This window comes from Hydrogenophaga sp. H7, from assembly GCF_002025745.1.
Classification (GTDB): Bacteria; Pseudomonadota; Gammaproteobacteria; order Burkholderiales; family Burkholderiaceae_C; genus Hydrogenophaga; species Hydrogenophaga pseudoflava.
Genome location: NZ_MCIC01000017.1, coordinates 151813 through 176073, shown reverse-complemented (window position 1 = coordinate 176073; position 24261 = coordinate 151813). Strand labels below are relative to the sequence as shown.

Below are 24261 nucleotides of genomic sequence, written 5' to 3'. Positions count from 1 at the left end.
CCGCGGCTCACTCCCAGCGCAGGTCGCGCAGCTTCCAGTCCGAACCGTCCAGCGCCCACTGCAGCTGCACCGAATAGGGCGAGGCGCGTTCGGGAATCAGGCCCTGCGCGCCGGTCACCAGCACCTGCGCCTCGGTGATGCCGATGCTGGAACCCGGCGGGTCGATGCGGCTGCTGCGCGTGACCGCAATCACCTTCACATTGGCATAGCGCAGGAACATCAGCGCCATGGTCTTGCGCGCCCACTCGGCGTCGTACTCGTCCTGCGCGCGAAAGCGCGTGTCCAGCATCGCCAGCACGGCCTTGCCGTCCCGGGCTTCGAGGTGGTCCTGCAGCTGCTGGACTGCGGCTTCCAGCGCGGTCTGCGGGTCGGGTTTGCTGCAGGCGGTGAGCAGCGCAAAGATCACGAGCAACAGAACGCCCAGAATGAAACGAAACCTCATGTTCAAAGCAATCACATGAAGCCCCTGCTTAGTCTTGCGGACAGATCTTCGCCCCTTCTATCAGTAGTTCAGCGAGCATTCCCGTGAGCCAAGCGCAGAGCGCGTCGAAATCATCTAAATCGCCTTCGATTTTTTGCGTGCTCGACGTCGGGGCAAAGTGCAGCGCCCTAGCTGGTGGTGGCAGGCGCCCCATTGCCCCCACAGTAACCATAGGCAGGTTTGATCGGTGGCTCATACGATTTCGAAGATCGACCCATCTTTGCCATTCGACAGACTCACAAAGAACTGCCAGCCGTTGAGTCAATGCCTTCGCTCCCAGACGACCATTGAGCCAATTTAGCAACGTTTTTGGACTGCAACACCGCTGCTGCTCGGGCCCAAAGGAGAGCCCAAATACGGTGGGATGGCTCGACAAGGCCGCCAACGCATAGACGGTACTTTCGACACATGAAACACCCGAAGAGAACATACCGAAGAGCGCGCGGTCTCGACGAAACTGCTCTTCGTGACTGGCCGCCGCACCGACCGAGAGCCACGAATCTCGGTACCAGTGCCAGTCTTCCACCATGGCTCGATACCGCCACGCGATGAGGTTGGACGCGCCGCCAAATTCAAGCCACTCTTTACCCGCAAATGGTTGCGTCAAAAGCCGGCGAGCGGTGACCCTAAACGCTGCTGCCTCCCGGATTGGAAAACTGCTTGGAACTTCAATGCAGTACTCGTCGCTGTAAAGAAGCTTAATGGCCACACACATCCCCGACACAAATCACAGAAGCAACCGAAGCAAACACTGAGTACTACACCAGACTGTTCCGAATCGCATACACCGTCAGCTCCGCGTTGTTCGACAGGTGCAGCTTCTCCAGCACCCGCGCGCGGTAGACGCTCACGGTCTTGGGGCTGAGCATCAGCTCTTCGGCGATCTCCGAGAGCTTCTTGCCCGAGGCGATCTTCTGCAGGGTCTGCAGCTCGCGCTCGGACAGGCTGGCGTGCAGCTCTTCGGTCTCGGGGGCGTTCAGGTTGTCCACCAGCATCTGCGCCACCTCGGGCGTGACGTACTTGCGGCCCTGGTTCACCGTGCGGATGGCGGCGATCATCTCGGCCGGTTCGCCCGCCTTGTTGAGGTAGCCGCGCGCGCCGGCGCGCAGGCAGCGGATGGCGTACTGGTCTTCGGGGTACATCGAGACCACCAGGGTCTTGACGGGTGAACCTTCCTCGCGCAGCGCGGCCAGCACCTCCAGCCCGCCGCGGCCGGGCATGTTGAGGTCCAGCACCAGCACGTCGCACTCGGTCTTGCGCATCTGCTCGCGCAGCTCGGGGTAGCTGCCGGCTTCGCCGACGACCTGGATGTCGACCGCTTCCGAGATGGTGTCGCGGATGCCGCGCCGGACGACCGCATGGTCGTCGCACAAGATGACCTTGATCATTGTTCTTCGTCCCTGTGGTGATGGTTCCCGTCATCGTCATCGAGCGGCACCGAGAGGATCACGGAGGTGCCCCGCGGTGAGCTGCTGATGTCCAGCCAGCCGCCGACCTTGGCGGCGCGTTCCTTGAGCCCGAGCAGTCCGAAGGACTTGGCCTTGCGCAGCGCCTCGGCGCTCAGGCCCTGCCCGTTGTCGCTGACTTCGAGGGTGAGCACGCCCTCGCGGTCGCTCAGGTCGATGTCCACCGCGCTGGCCCGGGCGTGTTTGGCCACGTTGGTCAGCGCCTCCTGCGCGGTGCGGTAGGCCACGAGCTGCACCGCGTGCGGCACATCGATGTGATCGGACGAACGGCGCACGGTGACACGGGTGCCGTTGCGTTTCTCGAAGCCGGTGGCCATCCACTGCACCGCCGCCACCAGCCCCTGGTCGAGGATGGGCGGGCGCAGGTTCATCATGATGCGCTGGCTGGCGCCCAGGGCGTGCTGCAGCATCTCCAGCGCGGTGTCCATGTGCTGGCGCACCTCGGGGTCGAGCACCGGGCGGCGGGCGATCCAGGCCAGGTCGAGTTTGACGGCGGCCAGCGAACCGCCGATGTCGTCGTGGATTTCGCGCGCGATGTCGGCGCGCTCCTGCTCGATGCTGGTCTGCAGGTGTTCGGCCAGTTCGGCCAGACGGCGCTGGGAGTCGGCCAGTTCGGCGTCGGCCCGTGCCTTGGCACGGCGGGTTTCGGACACCTCGATGGCGCGCTGGATGACGTGGGCCACCCGGTTCATGCTGTCCTTGAGCAGGTAGTCGCTCACGCCGCGGTGCATGGCCTCGACCGCCGCGGCCTCGCCGATGGCGCCCGAGAGGATGACGAACGGCAGGTCCAGCCCGATCTCCCGCAGCCGGTCCCAGGCGTCCAGCCCGGAGAAGCCGGGCAGGTGGTAGTCGGCCAGCACGATGTCGTAGCGGTTCTCGCGCAGCTCGCGCTCGAAGTCGTCGAGGGTGTCGACCAGCAGGATGTCGTGGTTCAGGCCGCTTTTCTGCAGCGCGAACTTGACCAGGGCGTGGTCGACGCGGGAGTCCTCCAGGTGGAGGATGCGGACCGGACGGGATGCGGTGGTATCGGGCATGCGGCTCGCAGTGGTCGAAATGGCGCTGAATTCGGGCCGTTTTCTGCCGATACAGCCTGTCACAGTTCCCGAAAATTGTACTGCCCCAACTCCCTGGAGCGGCCTCGAGAACAACCCTCAAGCCCGACCACAAGGACCCGCCGATGACGCCCCAGACCTTGCCATCCGTCACTCTGCCAGTGAACCTGGTCGCCGATCTCCAGGACTCCCTGCTCATGGCGATGACCGACCTCAAGCGTCTGGAGGGTCTGCTGGACCACGCCACCGACAACCTGATGGAGCGGTTTTCCACCGCCAACCACGCCCTGGCCCACCTGGACGGCAACGAGAACGACGACCTGCTGAGCATCCGCCGCAGCCTGCACCAGGCCGTGACCGAACTCCAGTTCCACGACATGGCCACGCAGCTGATCGTGCACACCGGCAAGGTGCTGCAGGGCTGCGCCTGGAAGCTGGCCGAGGAGGCCATGGAGCCGGAAGAGGACGAACTGCCGATCTGCGTGGACCCGACCCCCGATCGCCCCAGTCCGGTCACCCAGAACGAGATGGACGCCGGTTCCATCGACCTGTTCTAAAGACACGCACCTGTTTGCCGATATCCGAACGAACCACGGAGAACCCCCATGCAATCCATTCTTGCCGTCGACGACTCGGCCTCCATGCGAAAGATGGTGTCTTTCACCCTCACTGGCGCAGGCTTTCATGTCGTGGAGGCAGTCGATGGACAGGATGCGCTTGAAAAGGCGCAGTCCCACCACATCGATCTGGTGCTGACCGACCAGAACATGCCCCGTCTGGACGGTCTGGGCCTGACCAAGAAGCTGCGCGAGAGCGCCAAGTTCAAGGCCACACCGATCCTGATCCTGACCACCGAGTCCAGCGACCAGATGAAGCAGGCCGGCCGCGCCGCGGGCGCGACGGGCTGGCTGGTCAAACCCTTCGATCCGGGCCGCCTGATCGAGGTCATCCAGAAAGTGATCCGCTGAGGAGCGCCCCATGGCAGAAGCAACCCACGAAAACTCCTCCGCCGGTGGCAACATCGACCTGAGCCAGTTCTATCAGATCTTCTTCGAGGAAGCCGGCGAAAACCTGGACCAGATGGAGCAGATGCTGCTCGCGCTGGACCTGGAACACGCCGACGACGAGGAGCTCAACGCCATCTTCCGCTGCGCGCACTCGATCAAGGGCGGCGCCGCCACCTTCGGTTTTGCCGACGTGGCCGAGCTGACCCACCAGATGGAGTCGCTGCTGGACAAGCTGCGCCGCCACGAGCTGCAGCCCACGCCGCCCATGGTGGACGTGCTGCTGGAATCGTCCGACGCGCTCAAGCTGCTGCTGGCCCGCCACCAGGGCCAGGGCGTGGAGCCGCCGCCCACGGGCGAGCTGGTGGCGCGCATCAGTGCGCTGGCCCATGGCACCGCGGTGGCCGTCCCGGCGCCGGCGCCGGTCGCCGCCGCTGCAGCCCCGGTGCAGGCACCGACCCCTGCGCCCGCCGCGGCACTGGCCGAAGGCGAGCGCAAGCTGACCATCCGCATCGGCCCGCTGGACCAGCTGGCCCAGGCCGACGGCATCGGTGAGCTGTTCCGCGACATCGCCGGTCTGGGACGCATCGAATCGACGCGCGACGACGGCCAGTTCCGTTCGCTCGAGGTGTTCACCCGCTCCAGCGACAGCGACCTGCTGGACCTGTTCACCTTCCACGTGAGCAAGGAGCAGATCCAGATTTCCGAAGCCGGCGCGCCAACGACCGGTGAAGGCAGGGACTTCGGCTTTTTCGACGACGCGCCGGGCACGCCTGCGGCCCCCGCAGCGGTCGCGCCGGCCGTGCCGGTGGCACAAGCCGCTCCGGCGGCCAAGCCTGCGCCGCGCGCCGAGGCCCGTCCGGCCGCCGCCGGTGGTCTGGAGTCGAGCACGCTGCGCGTGTCCGTGAGCAAGGTCGACCAGCTGATCAATCTGGTGGGCGAGCTCGTCATCACCCAGGCCATGCTGGCGCAGAAGAGCCGCGAGCTCGACAGCACCGCCAACCAGCAGTTGCTGGCCGGCCTGGTCGACCTGGACCGCAACACCCGCGACCTGCAGGAAGCGGTGATGTCGATCCGCATGATCCCGATGTCGGTGGTGTTCAACCGCTTCCCGCGCATGCTGCGCGACCTGGCCAGCAAGCTGGGCAAGAAGGTCGAGCTGATCACCCACGGTGAAGCCACCGAGCTGGACAAGGGCCTGATCGAGAAGATCACCGACCCGCTGACCCACCTGATCCGCAACAGCTGCGACCACGGCATCGAGATGCCGGAGGAGCGCCTGGCCCGGGGCAAGCCCGATCACGGCACCATCACGCTCTCGGCCTCGCACCAGGGCGGCAGCATCCTGATCGAGGTGCGCGACGACGGCAAGGGCCTCTCGCGCGAGAAGCTGCTCAGGAAGGCCCGCGAAAAGGGCATGGATGCGCCCGATACGATGACCGACACCGAGGTGTGGAACCTGATCATGGCGCCGGGCTTCTCCACCGCCGAGGTGGTGACCGACGTGTCCGGCCGCGGGGTCGGCATGGACGTGGTCAAGAAGAACATCCTCTCGCTGGGTGGCACGGTGGAGATCGACTCCGCCGAGGGCTACGGCATGAGCGTCAAGGTGCGCCTGCCGCTGACGCTGGCCATCATGGACGGCATGAGCGTGCGCGTCAGCGACGAGGTCTACATCCTGCCGCTGTCCTCGGTGATCGAGTCCTTCCAGATCAACCCCGGCGACATCAACACCGTGGCGCAGGGTGCGCAGCTGGTGAAGGTGCGCGAGGAGTACATGCCGGTGATCGAGCTGGAGAAGATCTTCAGCGTGCCGCGCTTCGAGTTCCACGGCGGCAGCCCGATCATGGTGGTGGTGGAGGCCGAGGGATCGCGCGTGGCCCTGATGGTGGACGAGCTGCTGGGGCAGCAGCAGGTGGTGATCAAGAACCTGGAGTCCAACTACCGCAAGGTTCCCAACGTCTCGGGCGCCACCATCCTGGGCGACGGCAAGGTCGCCCTGATCCTGGACACCTCGGGCCTGGTGCGCCGCTCGAGGCACTGATGAGTACCCCCGCCGCGCTCCGCACGCCCCCCTCCAGGGGGCAGCACCTGCAGCCCGGCAGAGCCGGTTCTGCGGTGCTTCCCGTCACGGCCCCACCCTTTGCATTGGACGAAGACGGTCCGCTGGCCCAGGGGCGCGAGTTCGTCTGGTCCGATGCCGACTTCTCGCGCATCAAGGCGCTGATCTACAAGAAGGCCGGCATCAGCCTGCACGACGGCAAGCACGCGATGGTGTACAGCCGCGTCTCGCGCCGCCTGCGCGAGACCGGCCACACCAGCTTCAAGACCTACCTGGACGCGCTGGAACAGCACGACGGGCCGGAGTGGCAGGAGTTCATCAACGCCCTGACCACCAACCTGACCGCCTTTTTCCGTGAGCAGCACCACTTCGGCGTGCTGCAGGAATTGCTGGTGGCCAATCGCTCGCACAACTGGAAGATCTGGTGCTCGGCCGCGTCCACCGGCGAGGAGCCCTATTCGATCGCAATGACCGCGGCGGAGACGCTGGGCGCCTCGGGCAGCTTCCACATCGTCAACAGCGACATCGACACCAAGGTGCTGGCCACCGCGGCGCGCGGCGTCTACAAGGCCGATGGCGTCAAGGGTCTGAGCCACGAGCGCCTGCAGCGCCACTTCATGCGCGGCAAGGGTGCGAACGCCGGTCTGATGCGCGTCAAGCCCGAACTCCAGAAGCACATGGAGTTCATGACCGTCAACCTGATCCACGATCTGCCGTTCCGCGAGCCCTTCGACATCGTGTTCTGCCGCAACGTGATGATCTACTTCGATGCAGCGACCCAGCGCCAGGTGCTCGAACGCATCCACCGGGTGATGAAGCCCGGCGGCATGCTGTTCGTCGGTCACGCCGAAAACTTCAGCGACGCGCGCAGCCTCTTCACGCTGCGGGGAAAGACCGTCTATGAAAGGCTTTGAAAGCCCCACTGCGGCGCTTCGCGCCTTCCCCCTAGGGGGATTTCAGGCCGCAGGCAGTTCGGGCCAGCGGCCAGTCCTTCCGCCAGCCGCCACACCGCCCAGGTCCACACTGGATGCGCTGAAGACCCGGGCGCCCAGGCCGGGCGAGGCCTCCTTCTTCTACCGCGACCACCACTTCAACATCGACACCGTCAAGGTGCTGCCGGGTGAGTACTACGTGACCACCGACGACATGATGGTCATGACGGTGCTGGGCTCGTGCATCGCCGCCTGCATCTGGGACCCCAAGGTCCGCGTCGGGGGCATGAACCACTTCATGCTGCCCGAAGGCGCGGGCGACACCTCGGGCCGCTACGGCTCGTTTGCGATGGAACTGCTGATCAACGAGATGATCAAGCTCGGCGCCCGGCGCGAGAGCATGCAGGCCAAGGTGTTCGGCGGCGGCCAGGTGATGCACAGCTTCACCACCATGAACGTGGGCGAGCGCAACACCGCCTTCGTGCTCGATTACCTGCAGACCGAACGCATCGCCGTGATCTCCAAGGACGTCCTGGACATCCATCCGCGCAAGGTCTGCTACTTCCCGGCGACGGGCAAGGCCATGGTCAAGCGCCTGGCCCACTCGCATCCGGAGACGCTGGAAACACAGGAACGCAAGGGCAATGCTGCGGTGGTCGCCAAGACCAACGCCGGCGGCTCGGTGGACCTGTTCTGAACCGCAGAAAGAACAGCCATGGCCAAGATCAGAGTGGTGGTGGTCGACGACTCGGCGCTGGTGCGCAGCCTGCTCACCGAAATCATCAACCGGCAGCCCGACATGCAGTGCGTGGGTGCCGCGAGCGACCCGCTGGTGGCGCGCGAGATGATCCGCGAGCTCAACCCGGACGTCATCACGCTGGACGTCGAGATGCCGCGCATGGACGGTCTGGAATTCCTCTCGCGCCTGATGCGGCTGCGTCCGATGCCGGTGGTGATGGTGTCCACGCTGACCGAACAGGGTGCCGACATCACGCTGCGTGCGCTGGAGATGGGCGCGGTCGACTATGTGGCCAAGCCCCGCATCGGCATCACCAGCGGACTCAACGAGCTGGCCGGTGACATCGTCGACAAGATTCGCATCGCCGCGGCCGCGCATGTCCGGCGCCTGGCCCCGGCGCCTTCCGCGACCGGCACCATCACCCAGGCCACCCCTGCCACGGCCGAGGCGCCGCGGGCGCCGCTGCCGCGCCTGTCGACCACCGAAAAGATCATCTGCATCGGCGCCTCCACCGGCGGCACCGAAGCCATCCGCGAGGTGCTGACGCCACTGCCGGCCGACTCGCCCGCGATCGTGATCACCCAGCACATGCCCCCTGGCTTCACCACCAGCTTCGCTGCCCGGCTGGACTCGCTGTGCAAGATCCGTGTCGCCGAAGCCCGCGACGGCCAACGCATCCTGCCCGGCCACGCCTACATCGCACCCGGCGGGCGTCACCTGCGCATCGACCGCAGCGGCTCGAACTACGTGGCCGTGGTCGAGGACACCGAACCGGTCAACCGCCACCGCCCCTCGGTGGAGGTGCTGTTCAAGTCGGCCGCGCGCGTGCTCGGCCCCAACGCGCTGGGCATCATGCTCACCGGCATGGGGGCCGACGGCGCCCTGGCCATGCGCGAGATGAAGGACGCCGGCAGCTACAACTACGTGCAGGACGAAGCCAGCTGCGTGGTCTTCGGCATGCCCCGCATGGCCATCCAGGCCGGCGCCGCCCACGAGGTCCTGCCCCTCAAGCAGATCGCCCCGGCCCTGCTCAACCGCCTGGCCAGCAACCCCGCCCTGGTGCGGCACCGCATCTGAGCCCCTACCCACACACCCGCGCCGATCCGCGGAGTCCTTCCATGAAAAACCGCCGCCTCTTCACGGTCAGCGCCCTGCTCGGCGCGCTGACCCTCTCCAGCGCCGCCCTGGCACTGGACGCCCCCAAGGAACGCCCCATCCTCGTCATCAGCGGCAAGATCACCACGAAGAACGCCGGCGAGGTGGCGCGCTTCGACATGAAGATGATCGAGGCCCTGCCCCAGCACAGCTTCACCACCAGCACCCCCTGGTTCGACAGGCCGGTGAAGTTCACCGGCCCGCTGCTGGCCGACGTGCTGGCCGCCGTCAAGGCCAGCGGCAGCAACGTGAGCGCGGTGGCCATCAACGACTACAGGATCACCATTCCCGCGGCCGACGCCGCGAAGTTCCAGGTGATCGTCGCCCGCCTGATCGACGACAAGCCGATCCCGGTGCGCGAGAAGGGCCCGCTGTTTGTGGTGTATCCGTTCGACAGCAGCGCCGAGCTGCGCACCTCGACCTACTACGAGCGCTCCATCTGGCAACTCAAGGCCCTGGACATCCAATGACATTCGCGTTGCCGAATCTGGCCCGCTGGCAAGGTCGGCAATGGGCCATGGCCATCTCGCTGATGCTGGCCGTCACCCTGACGCCGCTGGGCTGGATCCAGTGGCGCCAGTACCGCATGCTCGATGACGTGTCGACCAACCAGGTCGACTCGATCATGTGGCAGGCCTACCAGCTCGAACGCGAGCTGGGCCGGCTCGAACACTCGATCATGGACGCCCTCCAGGCGCCCGGCACGATCGACGGCAACCAGCTCCTTGAGCGCTACGAGGTCTACCTCAGCCGCATCGACCTGCTGACCAGGATACCGCGCCGCGACCTGCTCGAAGCCTCCTTCGAATACACCGCAACCATGGCCAGGGTCAAGGACTTCAACAAGATCGCCGACCCGCTGTTCGCCGATCCGCAGGCGCTGGCGGCCAGCCCCAGGAAGCTGGCCCTGCTGGACCGCGCCATCGAGGACCTCAAGCCGCTGATGGGCGAACTCACGCGCGAGGCCAACCGCGCCGTGGCCCGTTTCGTCGACGAACGCAACGCCCAGCTGCGCCACCAGGGCCTGCTGGTGATCGGCCTGGCGGCGGCGCAGATCGCGGTGATGCTGATCTTCGTCGGCCTGCTGGTGCAGCACATCCGCAAGCAACAGCGCCAGTACGCCAGGCTGCAGAAGCTCAGTGACGAACTGGCCGAGGCCCGCGACCAGGCCGAGGCCGCCAACCACGGCAAGAGCATCTTCCTGGCCAACATGAGCCACGAGATCCGCACCCCGTTCCAGGGCCTGCTGGGCATGCTCAACCTGCTGGACGACGCCTCGCTGACCAACCAGCAGCGCGACTACCTGGGCACCGCGCGCGATTCCGCGATGCACCTGCTGGGCGTGCTCAACGACATCCTGGACGTCTCGACCATGGAGTCGGGCACGCTCAAGCTCTCGGTGGTGCCGATCCACCTGCCCAGCGTGGTGCACGAGGTCGACGGCCTGATGCAGGTGGCCGCCCGCGACAAGGGGCTGGAGCTGAACATCTACGCTGCGGCCGACCTGCCCGGCTGGGTGGAGGCCGACGCCACGCGCCTGCGCCAGATCATGTTCAACCTGATCAACAACGCCATCAAGTTCACCAGCGAAGGCAGCGTGATCGCCGAGCTGACCCGTGCGCCCGCGGGCAAGACCGGTGTGGTGTTCACCGTGCGCGACACTGGCATGGGCATGGACGAGGAAACGGTCTCCCGGCTGTTCACCCGGTTCTACCAGGCCGACAACTCGCTGCGCCGCCGCATCGGCGGCACCGGGCTGGGACTGGAGATCTCGCGCAACCTGGCCCGCATGATGGGCGGTGACATCGAGGTCAGCAGCCAGCTGGGTGTGGGCTCGGTGTTCACCGTCCACCTGGACCTGCCCGAGACCAAGGCCCCGGTCGAGGAAGAGCCGATCTCGGTGATCGGTAGCATCCAGCGCAAGCTCAGGGTGCTGGTGGCCGAGGACCACCCGATCAACCTCAAGTACATGAGCATCCTGCTGGAGAAGATGGGCCACGAGGCCACCTTCTGCGAGAACGGGCAGGAGGCGCTGCAGCTGCTGGCGCACGACCTCTTCGACGTGGTGCTGCTGGACTACCACATGCCGGTGCTGGACGGCCTGGCCACCACCGAGGCGATCCGCCGGCTCGACGGCCCGGTGTCGGAGATCAAGGTGATCCTGGTGACCGCCGATGTCGTCAACGACACGCGCAAACGGGCGCTGGAAGTCGGCGTGAACGAATTCACCAGCAAGCCGCTGCAGGCCGAAGACCTCAAGCGGGCGCTGCGCCGCTGCGGCCTGCTGGACGACCCCGGCATGACGGTGGAAGAACTGGGCCCGACCGAGCTGCGAGCCTCCAGCCCCTTCCCGCTGTCGTCCTACGAAATGCCTGTGCGCCTGCCCGACCGGAGCCACGCAGCGGTGCGTCTGGTCGACACCGACTCCTACCGGGAGATCCAGGACATGATGCCGCAGGAGTCGCTGGAGGAACTGCTCAAGACCCTGTTCGAATCACCCGAGGGCACGGTGCATGTGCTGGGGCAGGCCCTGCGCGCCGGCGACCGCCAGGCCATCGGCTACAACGCCCACAAGCTCAAAGGCTCGGCCATGCTGATGGGCTTCCGCGCCCTGGTGAGGACATCGGCCCAGATCGAGCACATCACCACCCAGACCGACGACCCGGTACCGGCCGAACTGGGTCGGCAGCTGTTGCGCGAAGCCAACCTCACCCGTCAGGCCCTGCGCGACTTCGAGCCGGTGCAGGCGGCCTGAGCCCTGTTGCCGGGCTCAGACCCGGCGGCTGAGCAGGCTGCCGGTTTCCAGGGACTGCCAGGTGCTGGCGCCCTGCTCGGTGTAGGCCACCGGCGCCTGTTCCCGGCGCAGCGCGGCAGGAACGGCCTCGATGCCCGGCAGATCCACCTGGGCATCGTTGGCGACGGGTCGCTGGTTCGCGGCCCCGCTGTCCCGCGCCCCGCTGGCTGCGGCGGCATCGACCGCGTCCGCCGCCTGCTCTCGGCCCAGCACCACCTCGACCACGGCGGCGCTGGCCTTCCACACGGAGGCCAGCACCTCTTGCAACTGGGGCTTCTGCTCCGCCTGCTCACGGGCCTTTTGTTCTTCTTCCTGGCGCTGCTCGGCACGCAGCCTGGCATCGGCCAGGTTGTCGGCGGGCGAGGTTCGTTCGCTGCCCTTGGGACCGTTGGGCAGGATGGGCGCCGGCTGGGCCGTGGACACACCAGCACCCGGCTCCTGGTCGCCGCGGACCGGTGACGGAACACCGCCGCGCGCACCTTGGCCACCGCGGCCCGAATCGGCCTGCGGATCGCGGGCGGACGGCTGCGCAGCCCCGACCGAGGCCACGGCAGGCACCGGCGCCACGGTCACGGGCGCCGCGGTCGGCCAGCTCACGGGCTGGCTGGTACTGATGTTCAGCATGGAAAACCCCCTTTTCAACGGGTCAGCGGCCATGACAATTCCGCTGGTCTTCCGGGTTTTCGACCACCTAAACCGGAACTTGAGGGGTTTTCACCCCCCAATTTCAGCTGGCGGCCAGTTCTTTTTCGTGCATCCAGGCGGCGTGCTTGGGCGCGCGCTTGGTCTGGGACCATTCATTGAGCATGTCCCACTTCACGTCGTCGAGCTTCTTCATCATCTCGGGCGTGGCGGTGTTGGCGGCCAGCTCCAGGCGGTGGCCGTTGGGGTCGAAGAAGTAGATCGACTTGAAGATGGTGTGGTCGGTCAGGCCCACCACCGGGATGCCGGCAGCTTCCAGCTTCGCCTTGGTGGCTTCGAGTTCGGCCACGGTGTCGACCTCCAGCGCGATGTGCTGGACCCAGTCGGGCGTGTTGGGGTCCTTGCCCATCTCGGGCGAGTTCGGCAGTTCGAAGAAGGCCAGGATGTTGCCGCCACCCGCGTCCATGAACAGGTGCATGTAGGGGTCTGGCGCGTGGGTGGACGGCACCTGGTCTTCGGCGATGGCCAGCACGAAGTTCATGCCCAGGTGCTTCTGGTACCACTCGACGGTTTCCTTGGCGTCCTTGCAGCGGTAGGCGACGTGGTGGATCTTGCGGATGTTCATGGGGTTCTCCTGTGGGTGTTCCGTTGTCGGGTGCGGGTTCAGACGCCTTCACGGGCGATGGCCAGGGCTTGTTTCAGGGCCGAGATGTCGCCGACCTGGTTCGCCAGCAACAGGATCAGCTTGGCATTCAACATCTGGCTCTGTTCGTCGCTGAGGTCTCGGTGGGTCTCGATCAGGGCTTCGTAGAAATCGTCGCCGGGCGTGAAGTCGCGGAAGTAGCGCTGGCCGGGTTCGGCGAGGTTGGGTTGCAGTTGCAGGCTCATGAATGTCTCCTCGGGGTTCAGGCGGCGACGGCTTCGGGCTGGGCGGCCGCGGCGGTCAGGCCCTGTCCGGTGGCGCGGGCCAGGGCGGCGCGCACGGCGGCCAGGTCGGAGCGGCGCCAGCGGGCGGTCACGTGCTGGTCGGGGCGGACCAGGTAGGTCGTGCCCGGGCGGGCGTCGTAGCGCTGGGCGAACAGGCCGTCGCGGTCCTGCAGCACGGTGAAACCGACGGCGTTACCGCCATGCGGCGTCACCAGCACCGTCTCCACCGGCACCGGGCCGGCGGCCAGCGCCGTGGCCTGGGCGCGCAGCGACGGCTCCAGCTGGCCCGGGTCGTCCACGAAGGCCAGCAGCACGAAGCGGTTGCCCAGCTGGTCGAGCAGCCAGGCGTCGTAGCCGGCCACGCGCACCGGCGCGTCGTCCATCGGCGCGCCAGGGACCATGTTGCCCTCGAAGGTGTCGGCGTCGGGCGTGTTCAGCGCCGACTGCACCAGGAAGGCAGGCACCGACAGGCGGCCCGAGTTGACCAGCTTGCGGGCGAAGGGCTGCGTGCGCGCCAGTTCCAGTGCGGCGTTGCGGAACAGCTTGCTGACCGCGCTCTTGGGCGTGATGAAGTCGGTGGAGCGGGTGGAGTTGCGGATGTTCTCGTCGGCCGCGTAGGTGCGGTCGGCGTCGTAGCTGTCCAGCAGTGCCTCGGGCGCCTGCCCCTTCATCACCAGCGCCAGCTTCCACAACAGGTCGTCGGTGTCCTGGAAACCGGAGTTGGCGCCGCGCGCACCGAAGGGCGAGACCTGGTGCGCCGCGTCGCCCACAAACAGCAGGCGGCCGTGGCGGAAGTTCTTCATGCGCCGGCACTGGAAGGTGTAGATGCTGGCCCACTCCAGTTCGAACTCGCGGTCGTCGCCCAGCATGGCCTTGACGCGCGGGATGATCTTCTCGGGCTTCTTCTCTTCCTCGGGGTCGGCGTCCCAGCCGAGCTGGAAGTCGATGCGCCAGACGTTGTCGCTCTGCTTGTGCAGCAGCACGCTCTGGTTGGGATGGAAGGGCGGGTCGAACCAGAACCAGCGCTCGGCCGGGAAGTCGGCCTTCATCACCACGTCGGCGATCAGGAAGCGGTCCTTGAAGACATGGCCCTCGATGTCCAGGCCCAGCTGGCGCCGCACGTTGGAGCGCGCGCCGTCGGCCACGATCAGCCAGTCGGTGTCGATCTCGAAGGCGCCGTCGGGCGTCTCGACGCTGACGCGGGCGCCGTCGCTTCCGTTGTCACCCAGGGGCTGCACGCCCACCACCTTGTATTTCCAGCGCAGGTCGGCGCCCAGTTCGGTGGCGCGGTGCACCAGCGCCTCTTCGAGGTGGTACTGCTGCAGGTTGATCATGCCGGGGCGCTTGTGGCCGGCGTCGGGCACGAGGTTGAAGCGGTAGACCTCTTCCTCGCGCAGGAAGGTGCGACCGACGTTCCAGCTCACGCCCTTGTCGACGATGGCGTCACCCACGCCCAGGCGGTCGAGGATTTCGAGCGCGCGCTTGGCGTAGCAGACGGCGCGCGAGCCGAAGGAGACGCTGTCTTCTTCGTCGAACAGCAGCACGTCCAGGCCGTGCAGCCGGGCGTCGATGGCGGCGGCGAGGCCGACCGGGCCGGCGCCGATGACGATCAGGGGTTTGCGCTGGGGGGCGCCGGCCATGAGGTCGGCGGGGGCGCGGTACGGGAAGGTGGGGTAGGTGTAGGTGCCCATCGAGGTCTGTCTCCTGCGGGGTGTGCACCGGCGTGTTCTGGTCTGCCGGCCGGGTGGTTTGGTCCGGGGCGTACTGTAGCTCAGAATTTCATATTGGTAAATACGTTTCTCTAAACGTAATTTCTTTCCAGCCACAGGAATGGTTCTCGCAGTGTTTCTCGGAAGCACCTTCACAGGCCCGAAAGCGGTGCTGGCGCACCCACGGTGGTTCGGCAGCATTTGTTCGAGCGCCAACGGCGCGGGGTGATCACGCAGCGAAGTAAAGGAGGAGGACCGGCGCAGCCGGTCCGGAGGACATGAGCGGAGTGGTCACCCCGCGCCGTTGGCGCAAAGAGGGGGAGTCCTCAACAACGCAACGTACGAAGGCAGGCCGCCGGAGAACAACAGCTCACTCGTCTTCTTCGGAAGGCGCGACCGGCTCCCGCACCACCGTCACCGGCACCGGCGAGTGGTCCACCAGGTGCTGCGTCACCGAACCCAGCAGGGCTGCCCGCAAGCCCCCGCCGGTGCCAGCGGTCATGATCACCGCCTGACAGCCATACCGCTCGATGATGTCGATCAAGGTGTTCGCCGGATCACCGCTGGCCACTTCCTTCTCGACCTTCTGCCCCGCCGCCTCCAGCAGCGCCACCGCCGGCCGCATCAGGTCCAGCCCCGCGCCCTCGCTCACCTTTTCCAGCACCTCGGGATCGTGCGCCACCACCATCTCGTACAGCGTCGCGCTCTCCTGCACGTTCGCCACCACGAAGCGCGCCCGCAGCCCCGAATGCACCAGCCGCACCGCGTGGTGCACCGCCAGCAGCGCGTGGGAGGAACCGTCGACCGGGATCAGGATGTTCAGCATGGCGCTCGCCTCCAGCGAATGGCCCCGCCCCTTGCAGGACCTCCGGACCATGATGCCACGCGCGTGACGCGATGACCATGCCGAGTCCCGTGGCAGCCACAGGGTTGCACCGTGTGCGGAAAGTCTCGCGCTTCCGCCGGCATCCGCAACAACCTGTCAGTGCTGACAGTGATTCATGCTGGCACACCGGGCAAGATGGCGACAGCAACCGCTCCCGAACCGTCAGACCACCGTCCACCACGCCATGCGCCCCCAGACCCGAGAGCTGTTCACCGAGTCCGCCTACGGCGCCCTGCCCCAGCCGGACCCGAGGCTGGCCGCCGCACAGGCCGCCCAGCCCACCGTCGAACCGCCGACCTTCGTCGAAACCCTGGGCTTTCCCAAGGGCACGCCAGCGCTGCCCCTGGCCCTGGTGCTCGAAGACATCCGCGCCACCGCCCCCGGCACCCGCGTCAACCGCCTGCTGGCGCCCGGCACCCTCAGCCGCCTGTTCAGCCAGGAGGCCGCCGCGGCCTCCTACGCGCTTGCCATCCTGTCCATCGTCGAATCCCCCGACTTCGAGTCGACGCTGGCGCGCCTGCGCGCGTGCTGAGTTTCTGCACCTCGCTGCGGGTGCGCGCTTAAGATCTCGGCATCCAACAGCCGCCGAGCCTCACGTGAACACGGACCCGCCGACCAACCTGACGCTGCAGGCCGAACCCGGCCACCTGATCCGCCGCGCGCACCAGCTCGCGGTGTGGACCTTTCATGAAACCCACGGCCGGCAGGTCACGCCGGTGCAGTACGCCGTGCTGCGCGCGCTCAAGGCCGAGCCCGGCATCGACCAGGTGACGCTGGCCGACCGGGTGGCGCTGGACACATCCACCACCGCCGACATCGCCACCCGGCTCGATGCCAAGGGCTGGATCGTGCGCGAACTGCTGCCAAGGCGCCAGCGCGCCCTGCGCCTGACCGCCGACGGCGAGTCGGTGCTGGCCGACATGCTGCCGCGCGTGCACCCGATGTACTCGCGCCTGCTGGAGCCGCTGGAGCCCCACGAACGGGACGAGTTCCTGCGCCTGCTGCGCAAGTTCGTGCACCTCAACGAACAGTCTGCCGCCCCTTCCGATCAGGGTTAACCCGGACTTGCGGGGTCTTTTTTTCCTCGCGCCCTGTTCGTACAATGCACTTCATTCAGCATACTGAATGAAGAAACCACCCACGAAGGAGACCTGCATGTTCCCCGTCAACACCTGGTACGTGGCCTGCTCGGCCGACGAGATCGACGAAAAACCCCTGGGCCGCACCATCTGCAACCAGGCCATCGTGTTCTACCGGGCCCACGAGGGCAAGGTGGCGGCGGTGGAGGACTTCTGCCCGCACCGCGGCGCACCGCTGTCGCTGGGTTATGTGTGCGAAGGAAAACTGGTCTGCGGCTACCACGGGCTGGAGATGGGCTGCGACGGCAAGACGATCGCCATGCCGGGCCAGCGCGTCGGCGGCTTTCCGGCCATCCGCAGCTTCCCGGTGGAAGAGCGCTACGGCTTCGTCTGGGTCTGGCCGGGCGAGAAGGACAAGGCCGACCCGGCGCTGATCCCGCACATGGAATGGCACGACAACCCCGAGTGGGCCTACGGCGGCGGGCTCTACCACGTCAAGGCCGACTACCGGCTGATGATCGACAACCTGATGGACCTGACGCACGAGACCTACGTGCACGCCACCAGCATCGGCCAGCCGGAGATCGACGAGACGCCCTGCAAGACCACCGTCAACGGCGACGAGGTGGTGACCAGCCGCTTCATGAGCGACATCCCCGCGCCGCCGTTCTGGAAGGCCGCACTGCGCGCCAAGGGACTGGCCGACGACGTGCCGGTGGACCGCTGGCAGATCTGCCGCTTCACGCCGCCCAGCCACGTGATCATCGAGGTGGGTGTGGCCCACGCCGGCCACGGCGGCTACGACGCGCCGGCCGAACACAAGGTCTACAGCCAGGTGATCGACTTCATCACGCCCGAGACCAACACCTCGATGCACTACTTCTGGGGCATGGCGCGCAAGTTCAACCCGGGTGACAAGGCGCTGACCGCGCAAATCCGCGAGGGCCAGGGCAAGATTTTCTCGGAGGACCTGGAGATGCTGGAGCGCCAGCAGCGCAACCTCAGCGCTTTCCCGGACCGCGCCCTGCTCAAGCTCAACATCGACACCGGCGGCGTGCAGTCGCGCAAGGTGATCGAGCGCGTGATCGCCGCAGAACGGGGTGCGGCATGACCGCCCTGCTGCGCGTGCGCGTGGCGGTCCGCCGGGACGAGGCGCTGGACATCTGCAGCCTCGACCTGGTGCCGGTGGACGGCAGCGCCCTGCCCGGCTTCAGCGCCGGTGCCCACATCGACGTGCACCTGCCCGGCGGCCTGGTGCGCCAGTACTCCCTGTGCAATCCGCCCGGCGAAACGCAACGCTACCGCATCGCCGTGCTGCGCGACGCTGCCTCGCGCGGCGGCTCGGCCACGGTGCACGACCAGCTGCAGGTGGGCACGGTGCTGGACATCGGCACGCCGCGCAACCTGTTCGAACTTGCCCCTTCGGCGCCGCACCACCTGCTGCTGGCCGGCGGCATCGGCATCACGCCGCTGCTGGCCATGGCCGAGCAGCTGGCAGCACAAGGCGGCGGCTTCACGCTGCACCACGCCACGCGCTCGCGCGAGCGCACACCCTTCGTGGCGCAGCTGGCGAGCGCCCCCTACGCGGACCGAGTGCACCACCACTTCGACGACGGTCCGGCGATGCAGAAGCTGGACCTCGCCGCCACGCTGCGCAGCGCGCCGGCCGGCAGCCATCTCTACGTCTGCGGCCCCACCGGCTTCATGGAGGCGGTGCTGGCCGAAGGCCGCGCCCAGGGCTGGGACGAGGCCCGCCTGCACCGCGAGTACTTCGCGGCCGCGCCCACCGGCACGGCGGGCGACGGCGGCTTCGAGCTGGAGCTGGCGAGCAGCGGCCGCGTGATCCCGGTGGCGGCCGACCAGACCGCGCTGGCCGCGCTGCTGGCGGCCGGCCTGGACATTCCGATGTCCTGCGAGCAGGGCGTCTGCGGCACCTGCCTGACGGGGGTGAAAAGCGGCGTGCCGGACCACCGCGACCAGTACCTCACGCCCGAGGAGCGCGCGGCGAACAACCAGTTCCTGCCGTGCTGCTCGCGCGCCAGCAGCGCGCGTCTGGTGCTGGACCTCTGATCAGGCCCGGCCGGGCCGCTCGTTGAGCACGCACCAGTAGAGCTCGATCTGCTCGGCCACTTCCATGAACTTGCTGAAGCTCACCGGCTTCTCGATGTACGAGTTCACGCCCAGGTCGTAGGCGGCGGTGAGGTCGCGGTCTTCGCGCGAGGAGGTGAGGATCACCACCGGGATGCGGCGGAAACGCTCGTGCGCCTTGAGCTGGCGCAGCACTTCCAGCCCGTTGACCTTGGGCAGGTTGATGTCCAGCAGGATCACCGCCGGCAGCTGTTCTCCCGCGTCCCAGCGCGCCATGAAAGCCAGCGCCTCCTCGCCATCGCGCGCCACCTGAACATGGTTGGTGAGCCGCTTCTTCGTGAACGCCCGGAGCGTCAGGTCCAGGTCCATCGGGTTGTCCTCGACCAGCAGGATCGGGGGCGGCTGCAGGGCAGTGTTCATAGCGGGAACTCCAGATAGAAGGTGGCGCCGGCGCCCGGGGCACTTTCGGCCCACACACGTCCGCCCATGCGCTGCACAGCCTTGGCCACCAGCGCCAGACCGACGCCCGTGCCCGGAAACTCTTCCGCCCGGTTCAGGCGCTGGAAGATGCCGAACATGCGATCGTGGTATTTCATGTCAAAACCCACCCCGTTGTCACGCACCCAGAGGACACGGCACCCGTTTTTCAGGCAGCTGCCGATCTCGACCACGGGCGGGCTGCTGTCCCGGCTGAACTTCAGCGCGTTGCCGATCAGGTTGCGCAGCACCACCGAAATGCCCTCGCGGTCCAGTGCCAGCGTGAAATCCTCCAGCCCGGTCCGCACCTGTGCGCCCTGGCGCTCGATGTCGGCATGGAAACTCTCCAGGATCGATTCGACCAGCGGCCGGATCGCCACCGGCCCGGCGGCCATGTCGCGCCGTTCCATGCGCGAGTACTCCAGCAGGTCGGAAATCAGTGCGCCCATCTGCTGCACCCCGTGGCGGATGCGGCGCACGAAGTGCCGGCCCTCTTCGTCGAGCTTGTCCCCGTACTCTTCCACCAGCAGCTGGCTGTAGCCGTCGATGCCGCGCAGCGGCGCCTTGAGGTCGTGCGACACGGTGTAGGAAAACGCCTCCAGCTCCTGGTTCGCCTGGCTCAGCTGCGCGGTGCGCTCGGCCACCCGCTGCTCCAGCGCCTGGTTGATGTGCCGCAGCTGCTCCTCGGCATGCACCGACTCGGTGATGTCCAGCAAGGTGCCGATGTACCGCGGTTGCAGCTTCTCGGCGCTCCGGTCGATGCGGCGCGCGGTCCGGCGCATCCAGCGCACAGGGCCGTGGGCGGGGTTGGTGCGGAACACAAAGTCCTTGGGCGGGCCACCGGCGCGGATGGTCCGCATGTCGTCCATCACCATGGGACGGTCGTCGGGGTGGATGCGGTCCAGGTACTGCGCATCCGTCGGCGGCCGGGCCGCCGGCTCCAGCCCCAGGTTGCGGAACAGCTGGGCCGAGACATTGAGCCGCTGCGTTCCCGCATCGCCGGCCCAGCTGCCCAGCAGCGACACCGTTTCGGCCTGCTCCAGCATGTCCTTGAGGTCGGTCACCACTTGCGAAGCCAGCACCCGCTCGGTGACGTCCATCGTGGTGCCGAACAGGCGCATCGGCTTCCCCTGACCGTCGCAGGACAGGCGCGCCCGTGTCTCCAGGTACCGGACCCCTGCCGGCGTCACCACGCGGTGGTCGACCACACGGGTGTCGCCGTCCTTGCCAGCGAGGTGCTCCCGCATGGTCTGCTGCATTCGCGGACGGTCGTCCGGGTGCATGCTGGCCATGAAGTTCTCCATCGAGGCCTGGTCGGCGTCCGGGTCAAAGCCCAGCAGCGGAAACAGGCCTCTCGACCAGGACACCTGACGCGACGGCAGGTCGATGCGCCAGTTGCCCATGCGCGAGAGTTCCTGCGCCTCGGCCAGCACCCGGCCCTGCTCGCGCAGCGCGGCCTCGGCCACCTTGCGCTCGGAGATGTCGCGCAGGATGGTCGACAGGTACATCAGCTGCCCGTCGGCTCCGTGGTGCGAGAGAATCATCTGCGACATCGGGATCTCGCGGCCATCCGCGCCGTACACCGCCGTCTCTCCCAGCCAGCGGCCCTGTGCGATCGCCACCGGTATGCCCTGCTCCTTCACGATCCGCACCGCCCATTCGGGGTGCACGCGACCGATCGCGTCTGCCAGCGGTGCGTCCTCAGGCAACCCGAGCACCTCGTAACCGGCGCGGTTGTAATAGAACACCTCCCCCCGAGGATTGGCCATGCTCACGATGTCCGGGGTCGCCTCCAGCACCGAGACCAGGCGGTCCCGGTCACGCTGCGCCTCGACCAGGTCGGTCTCGTCGACCACCATGCCGACGCAGCGCACGAACTGCCCGTCCTCGGGTTCGAACTCGGCCCGCACATGCAGGTGGCGCACACCGCGCACCGGGTTCAGGACGCGGCAGCGCAGGTCGCTGGGCTCACCGGTGCTGGCACCGCGCTGGACGGCCTCCCGCACCAGCGCCCGGTCTTCCGGCACCACCAGGGCATCGGCTTCCTCCAGCGTCATTTCCGGACGTCCGGGGTCGGTGCCATAGATCACCAGCGCCTGCGGCGACGCCACGAAGGTGCGCCTGCGCAGGTCCATGGTCCAGCTTCCCATGTTGCCGATGCGCTGCGCCTTGAGCATCTGGTCCTGCATCTGCTGCAGCGTCTGTTCGTACCGATGGCGTTCGGTCACGTCCTGGATGGTGGCGAACAGCTGCCGGACCTGTCCGCGCTCGTCACGGACCGCGCGCACGTCGATTTCGGCGTGCACCATGCGCCCGTCCTTGCGCACGAAGCGCTTGGACATGCGGTAGCCGCTGCGCTGCCCGGCGATCAGCTCGTCGAACAGCGCCACGTTGCGCTCCAGGTCGCCCGGCGGCGTCATCTCGGCCCAGTTCTTGCGCAGGAGCTCCTCGCGCGGGTAACCGAGGATCTCGCACAGCTGGTCGTTGACCTGCATCCAGCGCTTGTCGGTCGGCGACGAGATCGCCATGCCCAGGAAGGGCAGTTCGTAGAACATGCGCAGCAACTCGGCCTGCTCCCGCTGGGCCTGCTGGGCCTCCTTCTGTGCGCTGATGTCCAGCAGGATGCCGCTGATCCGCACCACCTGGCCGAGTTCGTTGCGCTCGTGGCGGGTGTGGTCGTGCACCCAGGCGGTGGCACCGTCGGCCCGGAGGATCCGGTATTCCTGGTGGTACTCGTCCGGCCCGTGCTCCAGGAAGCGGTCCACCTCGGCCCCGACCCACCCCGCATCGTCCGGGTGCAGCAGCGAGACAAACGGCACGCCCCCCGCCACCAGCGCGTGCGGGTCGTAGCCCCACTGGCGGATGTTGTCGTTGACATAGTGCACGGGCCAGCCAGGCGCCAGACGCCACTCGATCACCACCAGCGGCGAACGGTTGACCAGCTCGCTCAGGTGCAAGGCCACGGCCCGGTCGGTCTCCAGCTGGCCGGCCATGTGGTCGGTGGCGCGTCCGATCAGCGCAAGTTCATCCTCCCCGGTCAGCCCCGCGCGCGCCGAGAGGTCGCCTGCGCCCATGTGTTCCAGGGCCGTGACCAGCTTCTGGGCCCGCCGGAACCAGATCAGGTGCAGCAGCAGCGCCAGCAGGGTCGCCACACCCAGCGCGGCCAGCGCCTCGACGGCCAGTTCCCGCTGCGCCTGCTGCCGGCGCTGCGCCAGAGGGACGGAGATGTCCACGAGCACTCCCAGACGGTGTCCGTCCAGCAAAGTCACCCAGCCGGTCAGCAACGAGGCCTCCCGAACCACCGAGATGTCGATCCCGGTGCGCACCGGCCCGTTGAAAAGCGCCCGCAGGCGCTCGCGCTCGTCGACCTGCGCGAGCGCCTCGTCCAGCGTCCGCCCGATGTCGGCCCGCGACAGCGAGGCCAGCACCACGTTCTGGGGACTGACGAGATAGGCGTGCTCCATGCCATCGTGCAGGCCCAGTGCGCCCACGATCCGGCGCAGCATCAGCGGGTCGGACATGCCCATGCGCACGTCGAGACGGTTCTGGTCAATGCCCAGGCGGTCCCGCAGCCGCTGGGCTTCGATCGCTTCCACTTCGGCCGTCATGCGCCCCATCTGGTGCTGGTACCGGATGCCGATCGCCAGCAGGGCCACCAGAAAGATCAGCAGGGGCACCAGCCGGCGGCCGGACATGCCCAGCAGACCATGGCGCAGCGCCGACATCACGGCTGTGCGCTTTCCAGGGCCTGCAGGCGGTCGGCCCAGCCCTCGTCCAGCAGCCGCGCCCAGTCTGGCGGTGTCCTGATCAGGCCCATCAGGCCCAGGGTGGTGGCCAGACTTTCCGACTGCCGCCCCAGTGCGCGCGGCCGGCCCGACATGAGCGCCTGGCCCTCCTGATCGGTATAGAACTTCAGCCCCTTCAGCGTGGTGAGGTAGTCGGCGGGCGTGAGGTCGACACCCACCGCCAGCAGCTCGGCACTCGCCTGCGGATCGCTCTCCAGGGCACTGAGCCCGCGGCGCCAGCCGAGCACGGCCGCCTCGACCTGCGGCTGGCGCCGCGACAGCGTCTCTGCCCGGACCACCAGCACGTCCACGATGTCGCCCGGCATCTGGCGGCTGTCGAACACCGGCCGCAGTCCTTCGGCCTGCAAGGTCCCGGCCAGGGGCTCGTACGTCACAGCCGCATCGACCAGCCCGTTGCGCAGCGCGGCCAGGTGCTGCGAGGCCTCCAGGTTGCGAACCTGCACCTCGTGCGGCTGCAGGCCACCGACCTGCAGCAGGCGCTGCAGCATCAGGGCGCCCACCGTGGTCCGCTCGACGGCAATCGAGCGGCCACGCAGCCCGGCCGGGCTGCGGATGTCCGGACGCGCCATCACCACATCGGCACCGGCCGAGGTCGACAGCAGGAGCACGATGCGCAGGTCGACGCCCTCGTCGGCCAGACGCAGGGTCTCGTCCAGGGTCAGTGCGGCGCCGTCGAGCAAGCCGTTGCGCAGGTAGCGCATGGTTTCAGAGCTGGAAGCGAGCTCCACCACCTTGACCTGCGTCGCGTCCATCAGGCCCCTGTCGCGCGCCAGCACCATCGGGTCGTAGCCGACCCAGGGGTTCAAGCCCAGTTTCAGTGGCGCCTGGGGCGGCGGCTGGCAGGCGGTCAGCGCCGCCGCACCCAAAGCCAGACAGGTCAGCAGGGCCCTGCGGCTCAGGGTCCTCCCGGTTTCGCTGTCTGCGCCTGTCTGTGGTTCCTGTGGCATGCAATGGGCCGCTGG

Annotated in this window: 24 protein-coding genes; 12 read left to right on the top strand and 12 right to left on the bottom strand. The window is 67.4% G+C overall.

Going from position 1 to position 24261, the window contains the following annotated elements:
* Window positions 1–7 precede the first annotated feature (7 nt).
* From BC358_RS16515 to BC358_RS16505, 4 genes are read right to left on the bottom strand one after another with little or no spacing between them, the layout of a single operon-like run.
* Complete coding sequence (locus BC358_RS16515) at window positions 8–442, bottom strand: hypothetical protein (protein WP_079366832.1); 435 nt, start codon at window positions 440–442, stop codon at window positions 8–10.
* Between the two features lie 28 nt (window positions 443–470).
* Complete coding sequence (locus BC358_RS21950) at window positions 471–1190, bottom strand: hypothetical protein (RefSeq protein ID WP_143434336.1); 720 nt, start codon at window positions 1188–1190, stop codon at window positions 471–473.
* A 49-nt stretch (window positions 1191–1239) separates the two neighbouring features.
* Window positions 1240–1869, bottom strand: coding sequence for a response regulator transcription factor (locus BC358_RS16510; protein ID WP_066154911.1), 630 nt, complete (start codon window positions 1867–1869; stop codon window positions 1240–1242).
* The gene (locus tag BC358_RS16505; RefSeq protein WP_079366689.1) at window positions 1866–2981 is read right to left on the bottom strand and encodes a response regulator; all 1116 of its coding nucleotides are present in this window, start codon (window positions 2979–2981) and stop codon (window positions 1866–1868) included. The genes BC358_RS16510 and BC358_RS16505 overlap by 4 nt, the downstream gene beginning before the upstream one ends.
* A gap of 143 nt (window positions 2982–3124) precedes the next feature.
* Between BC358_RS16505 and BC358_RS16500 the strand changes: the two genes are divergently transcribed.
* The 8 genes from BC358_RS16500 to BC358_RS16465 are packed head-to-tail and all read left to right on the top strand — an operon-like array spanning window position 3125 to window position 11646.
* Window positions 3125–3556 (top strand): hypothetical protein, encoded by a 432-nt coding sequence (locus BC358_RS16500; RefSeq protein ID WP_079366688.1) that lies wholly within the window; start codon window positions 3125–3127, stop codon window positions 3554–3556.
* A gap of 48 nt (window positions 3557–3604) precedes the next feature.
* Window positions 3605–3967: a response regulator gene (locus tag BC358_RS16495; RefSeq protein WP_066154921.1), complete on the top strand. Its 363-nt coding sequence runs from the start codon at window positions 3605–3607 to the stop codon at window positions 3965–3967.
* Window positions 3968–3977: 10 nt separating this feature from the next.
* Entirely contained in the window at window positions 3978–6047 is a 2070-nt protein-coding gene (locus tag BC358_RS16490; protein ID WP_079366687.1) for a chemotaxis protein CheA, read from the top strand.
* A complete protein-coding gene (locus BC358_RS16485; RefSeq protein WP_079366686.1) occupies window positions 6047–6979 on the top strand; it encodes a CheR family methyltransferase in 933 nt (310 codons plus the stop codon). The genes BC358_RS16490 and BC358_RS16485 overlap by 1 nt, the downstream gene beginning before the upstream one ends.
* Complete coding sequence (cheD, locus tag BC358_RS16480) at window positions 6966–7694, top strand: chemoreceptor glutamine deamidase CheD (protein ID WP_079366685.1); 729 nt, start codon at window positions 6966–6968, stop codon at window positions 7692–7694. The genes BC358_RS16485 and cheD overlap by 14 nt, the downstream gene beginning before the upstream one ends.
* An 18-nt stretch (window positions 7695–7712) precedes the next feature.
* A complete protein-coding gene (locus BC358_RS16475) occupies window positions 7713–8813 on the top strand; it encodes a chemotaxis response regulator protein-glutamate methylesterase (protein ID WP_066154926.1) in 1101 nt (366 codons plus the stop codon).
* Between the two features lie 41 nt (window positions 8814–8854).
* Window positions 8855–9361, top strand: a complete 507-nt coding sequence (locus BC358_RS22390; protein WP_079366684.1) for a hypothetical protein — start codon at window positions 8855–8857, stop codon at window positions 9359–9361.
* The gene (locus BC358_RS16465; RefSeq protein ID WP_143434335.1) at window positions 9358–11646 is read left to right on the top strand and encodes an ATP-binding protein; all 2289 of its coding nucleotides are present in this window, start codon (window positions 9358–9360) and stop codon (window positions 11644–11646) included. The genes BC358_RS22390 and BC358_RS16465 overlap by 4 nt, the downstream gene beginning before the upstream one ends.
* Window positions 11647–11661: 15 nt before the next feature.
* Here BC358_RS16465 and BC358_RS16460 read toward each other — a convergent pair whose 3' ends face one another.
* The 5 genes from BC358_RS16460 to BC358_RS16440 all read right to left on the bottom strand — a co-directional run bounded on the left by BC358_RS16460 (window position 11662) and on the right by BC358_RS16440 (window position 15789).
* A complete protein-coding gene (locus BC358_RS16460; protein WP_079366682.1) occupies window positions 11662–12309 on the bottom strand; it encodes a hypothetical protein in 648 nt (215 codons plus the stop codon).
* Between the two features lie 103 nt (window positions 12310–12412).
* Window positions 12413–12952 carry a VOC family protein gene (locus BC358_RS16455; RefSeq protein ID WP_079366681.1) on the bottom strand — a complete coding sequence of 180 codons (540 nt, stop codon included), beginning with the start codon at window positions 12950–12952 and terminating at the stop codon, window positions 12413–12415.
* A 38-nt stretch (window positions 12953–12990) separates the two neighbouring features.
* Window positions 12991–13215 (bottom strand): DUF2783 domain-containing protein, encoded by a 225-nt coding sequence (locus BC358_RS16450; protein WP_066154945.1) that lies wholly within the window; start codon window positions 13213–13215, stop codon window positions 12991–12993.
* A 17-nt stretch (window positions 13216–13232) separates the two neighbouring features.
* Entirely contained in the window at window positions 13233–14945 is a 1713-nt protein-coding gene (locus BC358_RS16445; RefSeq protein WP_079366680.1) for an FAD-dependent oxidoreductase, read from the bottom strand.
* 388 nt (window positions 14946–15333) lie between these two features.
* Window positions 15334–15789 carry a universal stress protein gene (locus tag BC358_RS16440; RefSeq protein WP_079366679.1) on the bottom strand — a complete coding sequence of 152 codons (456 nt, stop codon included), beginning with the start codon at window positions 15787–15789 and terminating at the stop codon, window positions 15334–15336.
* 244 nt (window positions 15790–16033) lie between these two features.
* On the opposite strand from BC358_RS16440, the gene BC358_RS22385 reads away from it, so the two are divergent.
* The 4 genes from BC358_RS22385 (at window position 16034) to BC358_RS16425 (ending at window position 18998) form a co-directional block, all read left to right on the top strand.
* A complete protein-coding gene (locus tag BC358_RS22385; protein ID WP_143434334.1) occupies window positions 16034–16381 on the top strand; it encodes a hypothetical protein in 348 nt (115 codons plus the stop codon).
* 64 nt (window positions 16382–16445) lie between these two features.
* Window positions 16446–16907, top strand: coding sequence for a MarR family winged helix-turn-helix transcriptional regulator (locus BC358_RS22380; RefSeq protein WP_143434333.1), 462 nt, complete (start codon window positions 16446–16448; stop codon window positions 16905–16907).
* A gap of 97 nt (window positions 16908–17004) precedes the next feature.
* Window positions 17005–18039 (top strand): aromatic ring-hydroxylating dioxygenase subunit alpha, encoded by a 1035-nt coding sequence (locus BC358_RS16430; RefSeq protein ID WP_143434332.1) that lies wholly within the window; start codon window positions 17005–17007, stop codon window positions 18037–18039.
* Window positions 18036–18998, top strand: a complete 963-nt coding sequence (locus BC358_RS16425) for a PDR/VanB family oxidoreductase (RefSeq protein ID WP_079366677.1) — start codon at window positions 18036–18038, stop codon at window positions 18996–18998. The genes BC358_RS16430 and BC358_RS16425 overlap by 4 nt, the downstream gene beginning before the upstream one ends.
* Here BC358_RS16425 and BC358_RS16420 read toward each other — a convergent pair whose 3' ends face one another.
* From BC358_RS16420 to BC358_RS16410, 3 genes are read right to left on the bottom strand one after another with little or no spacing between them, the layout of a single operon-like run.
* The gene (locus BC358_RS16420) at window positions 18999–19436 is read right to left on the bottom strand and encodes a response regulator (protein ID WP_079366676.1); all 438 of its coding nucleotides are present in this window, start codon (window positions 19434–19436) and stop codon (window positions 18999–19001) included.
* Window positions 19433–23218: a PAS domain-containing protein gene (locus BC358_RS16415; protein ID WP_079366675.1), complete on the bottom strand. Its 3786-nt coding sequence runs from the start codon at window positions 23216–23218 to the stop codon at window positions 19433–19435. The genes BC358_RS16420 and BC358_RS16415 overlap by 4 nt, the downstream gene beginning before the upstream one ends.
* A complete protein-coding gene (locus tag BC358_RS16410; RefSeq protein WP_079366674.1) occupies window positions 23218–24246 on the bottom strand; it encodes an ABC transporter substrate-binding protein in 1029 nt (342 codons plus the stop codon). The genes BC358_RS16415 and BC358_RS16410 overlap by 1 nt, the downstream gene beginning before the upstream one ends.
* Between the last annotated feature and the right edge of the window lie 15 nt (window positions 24247–24261).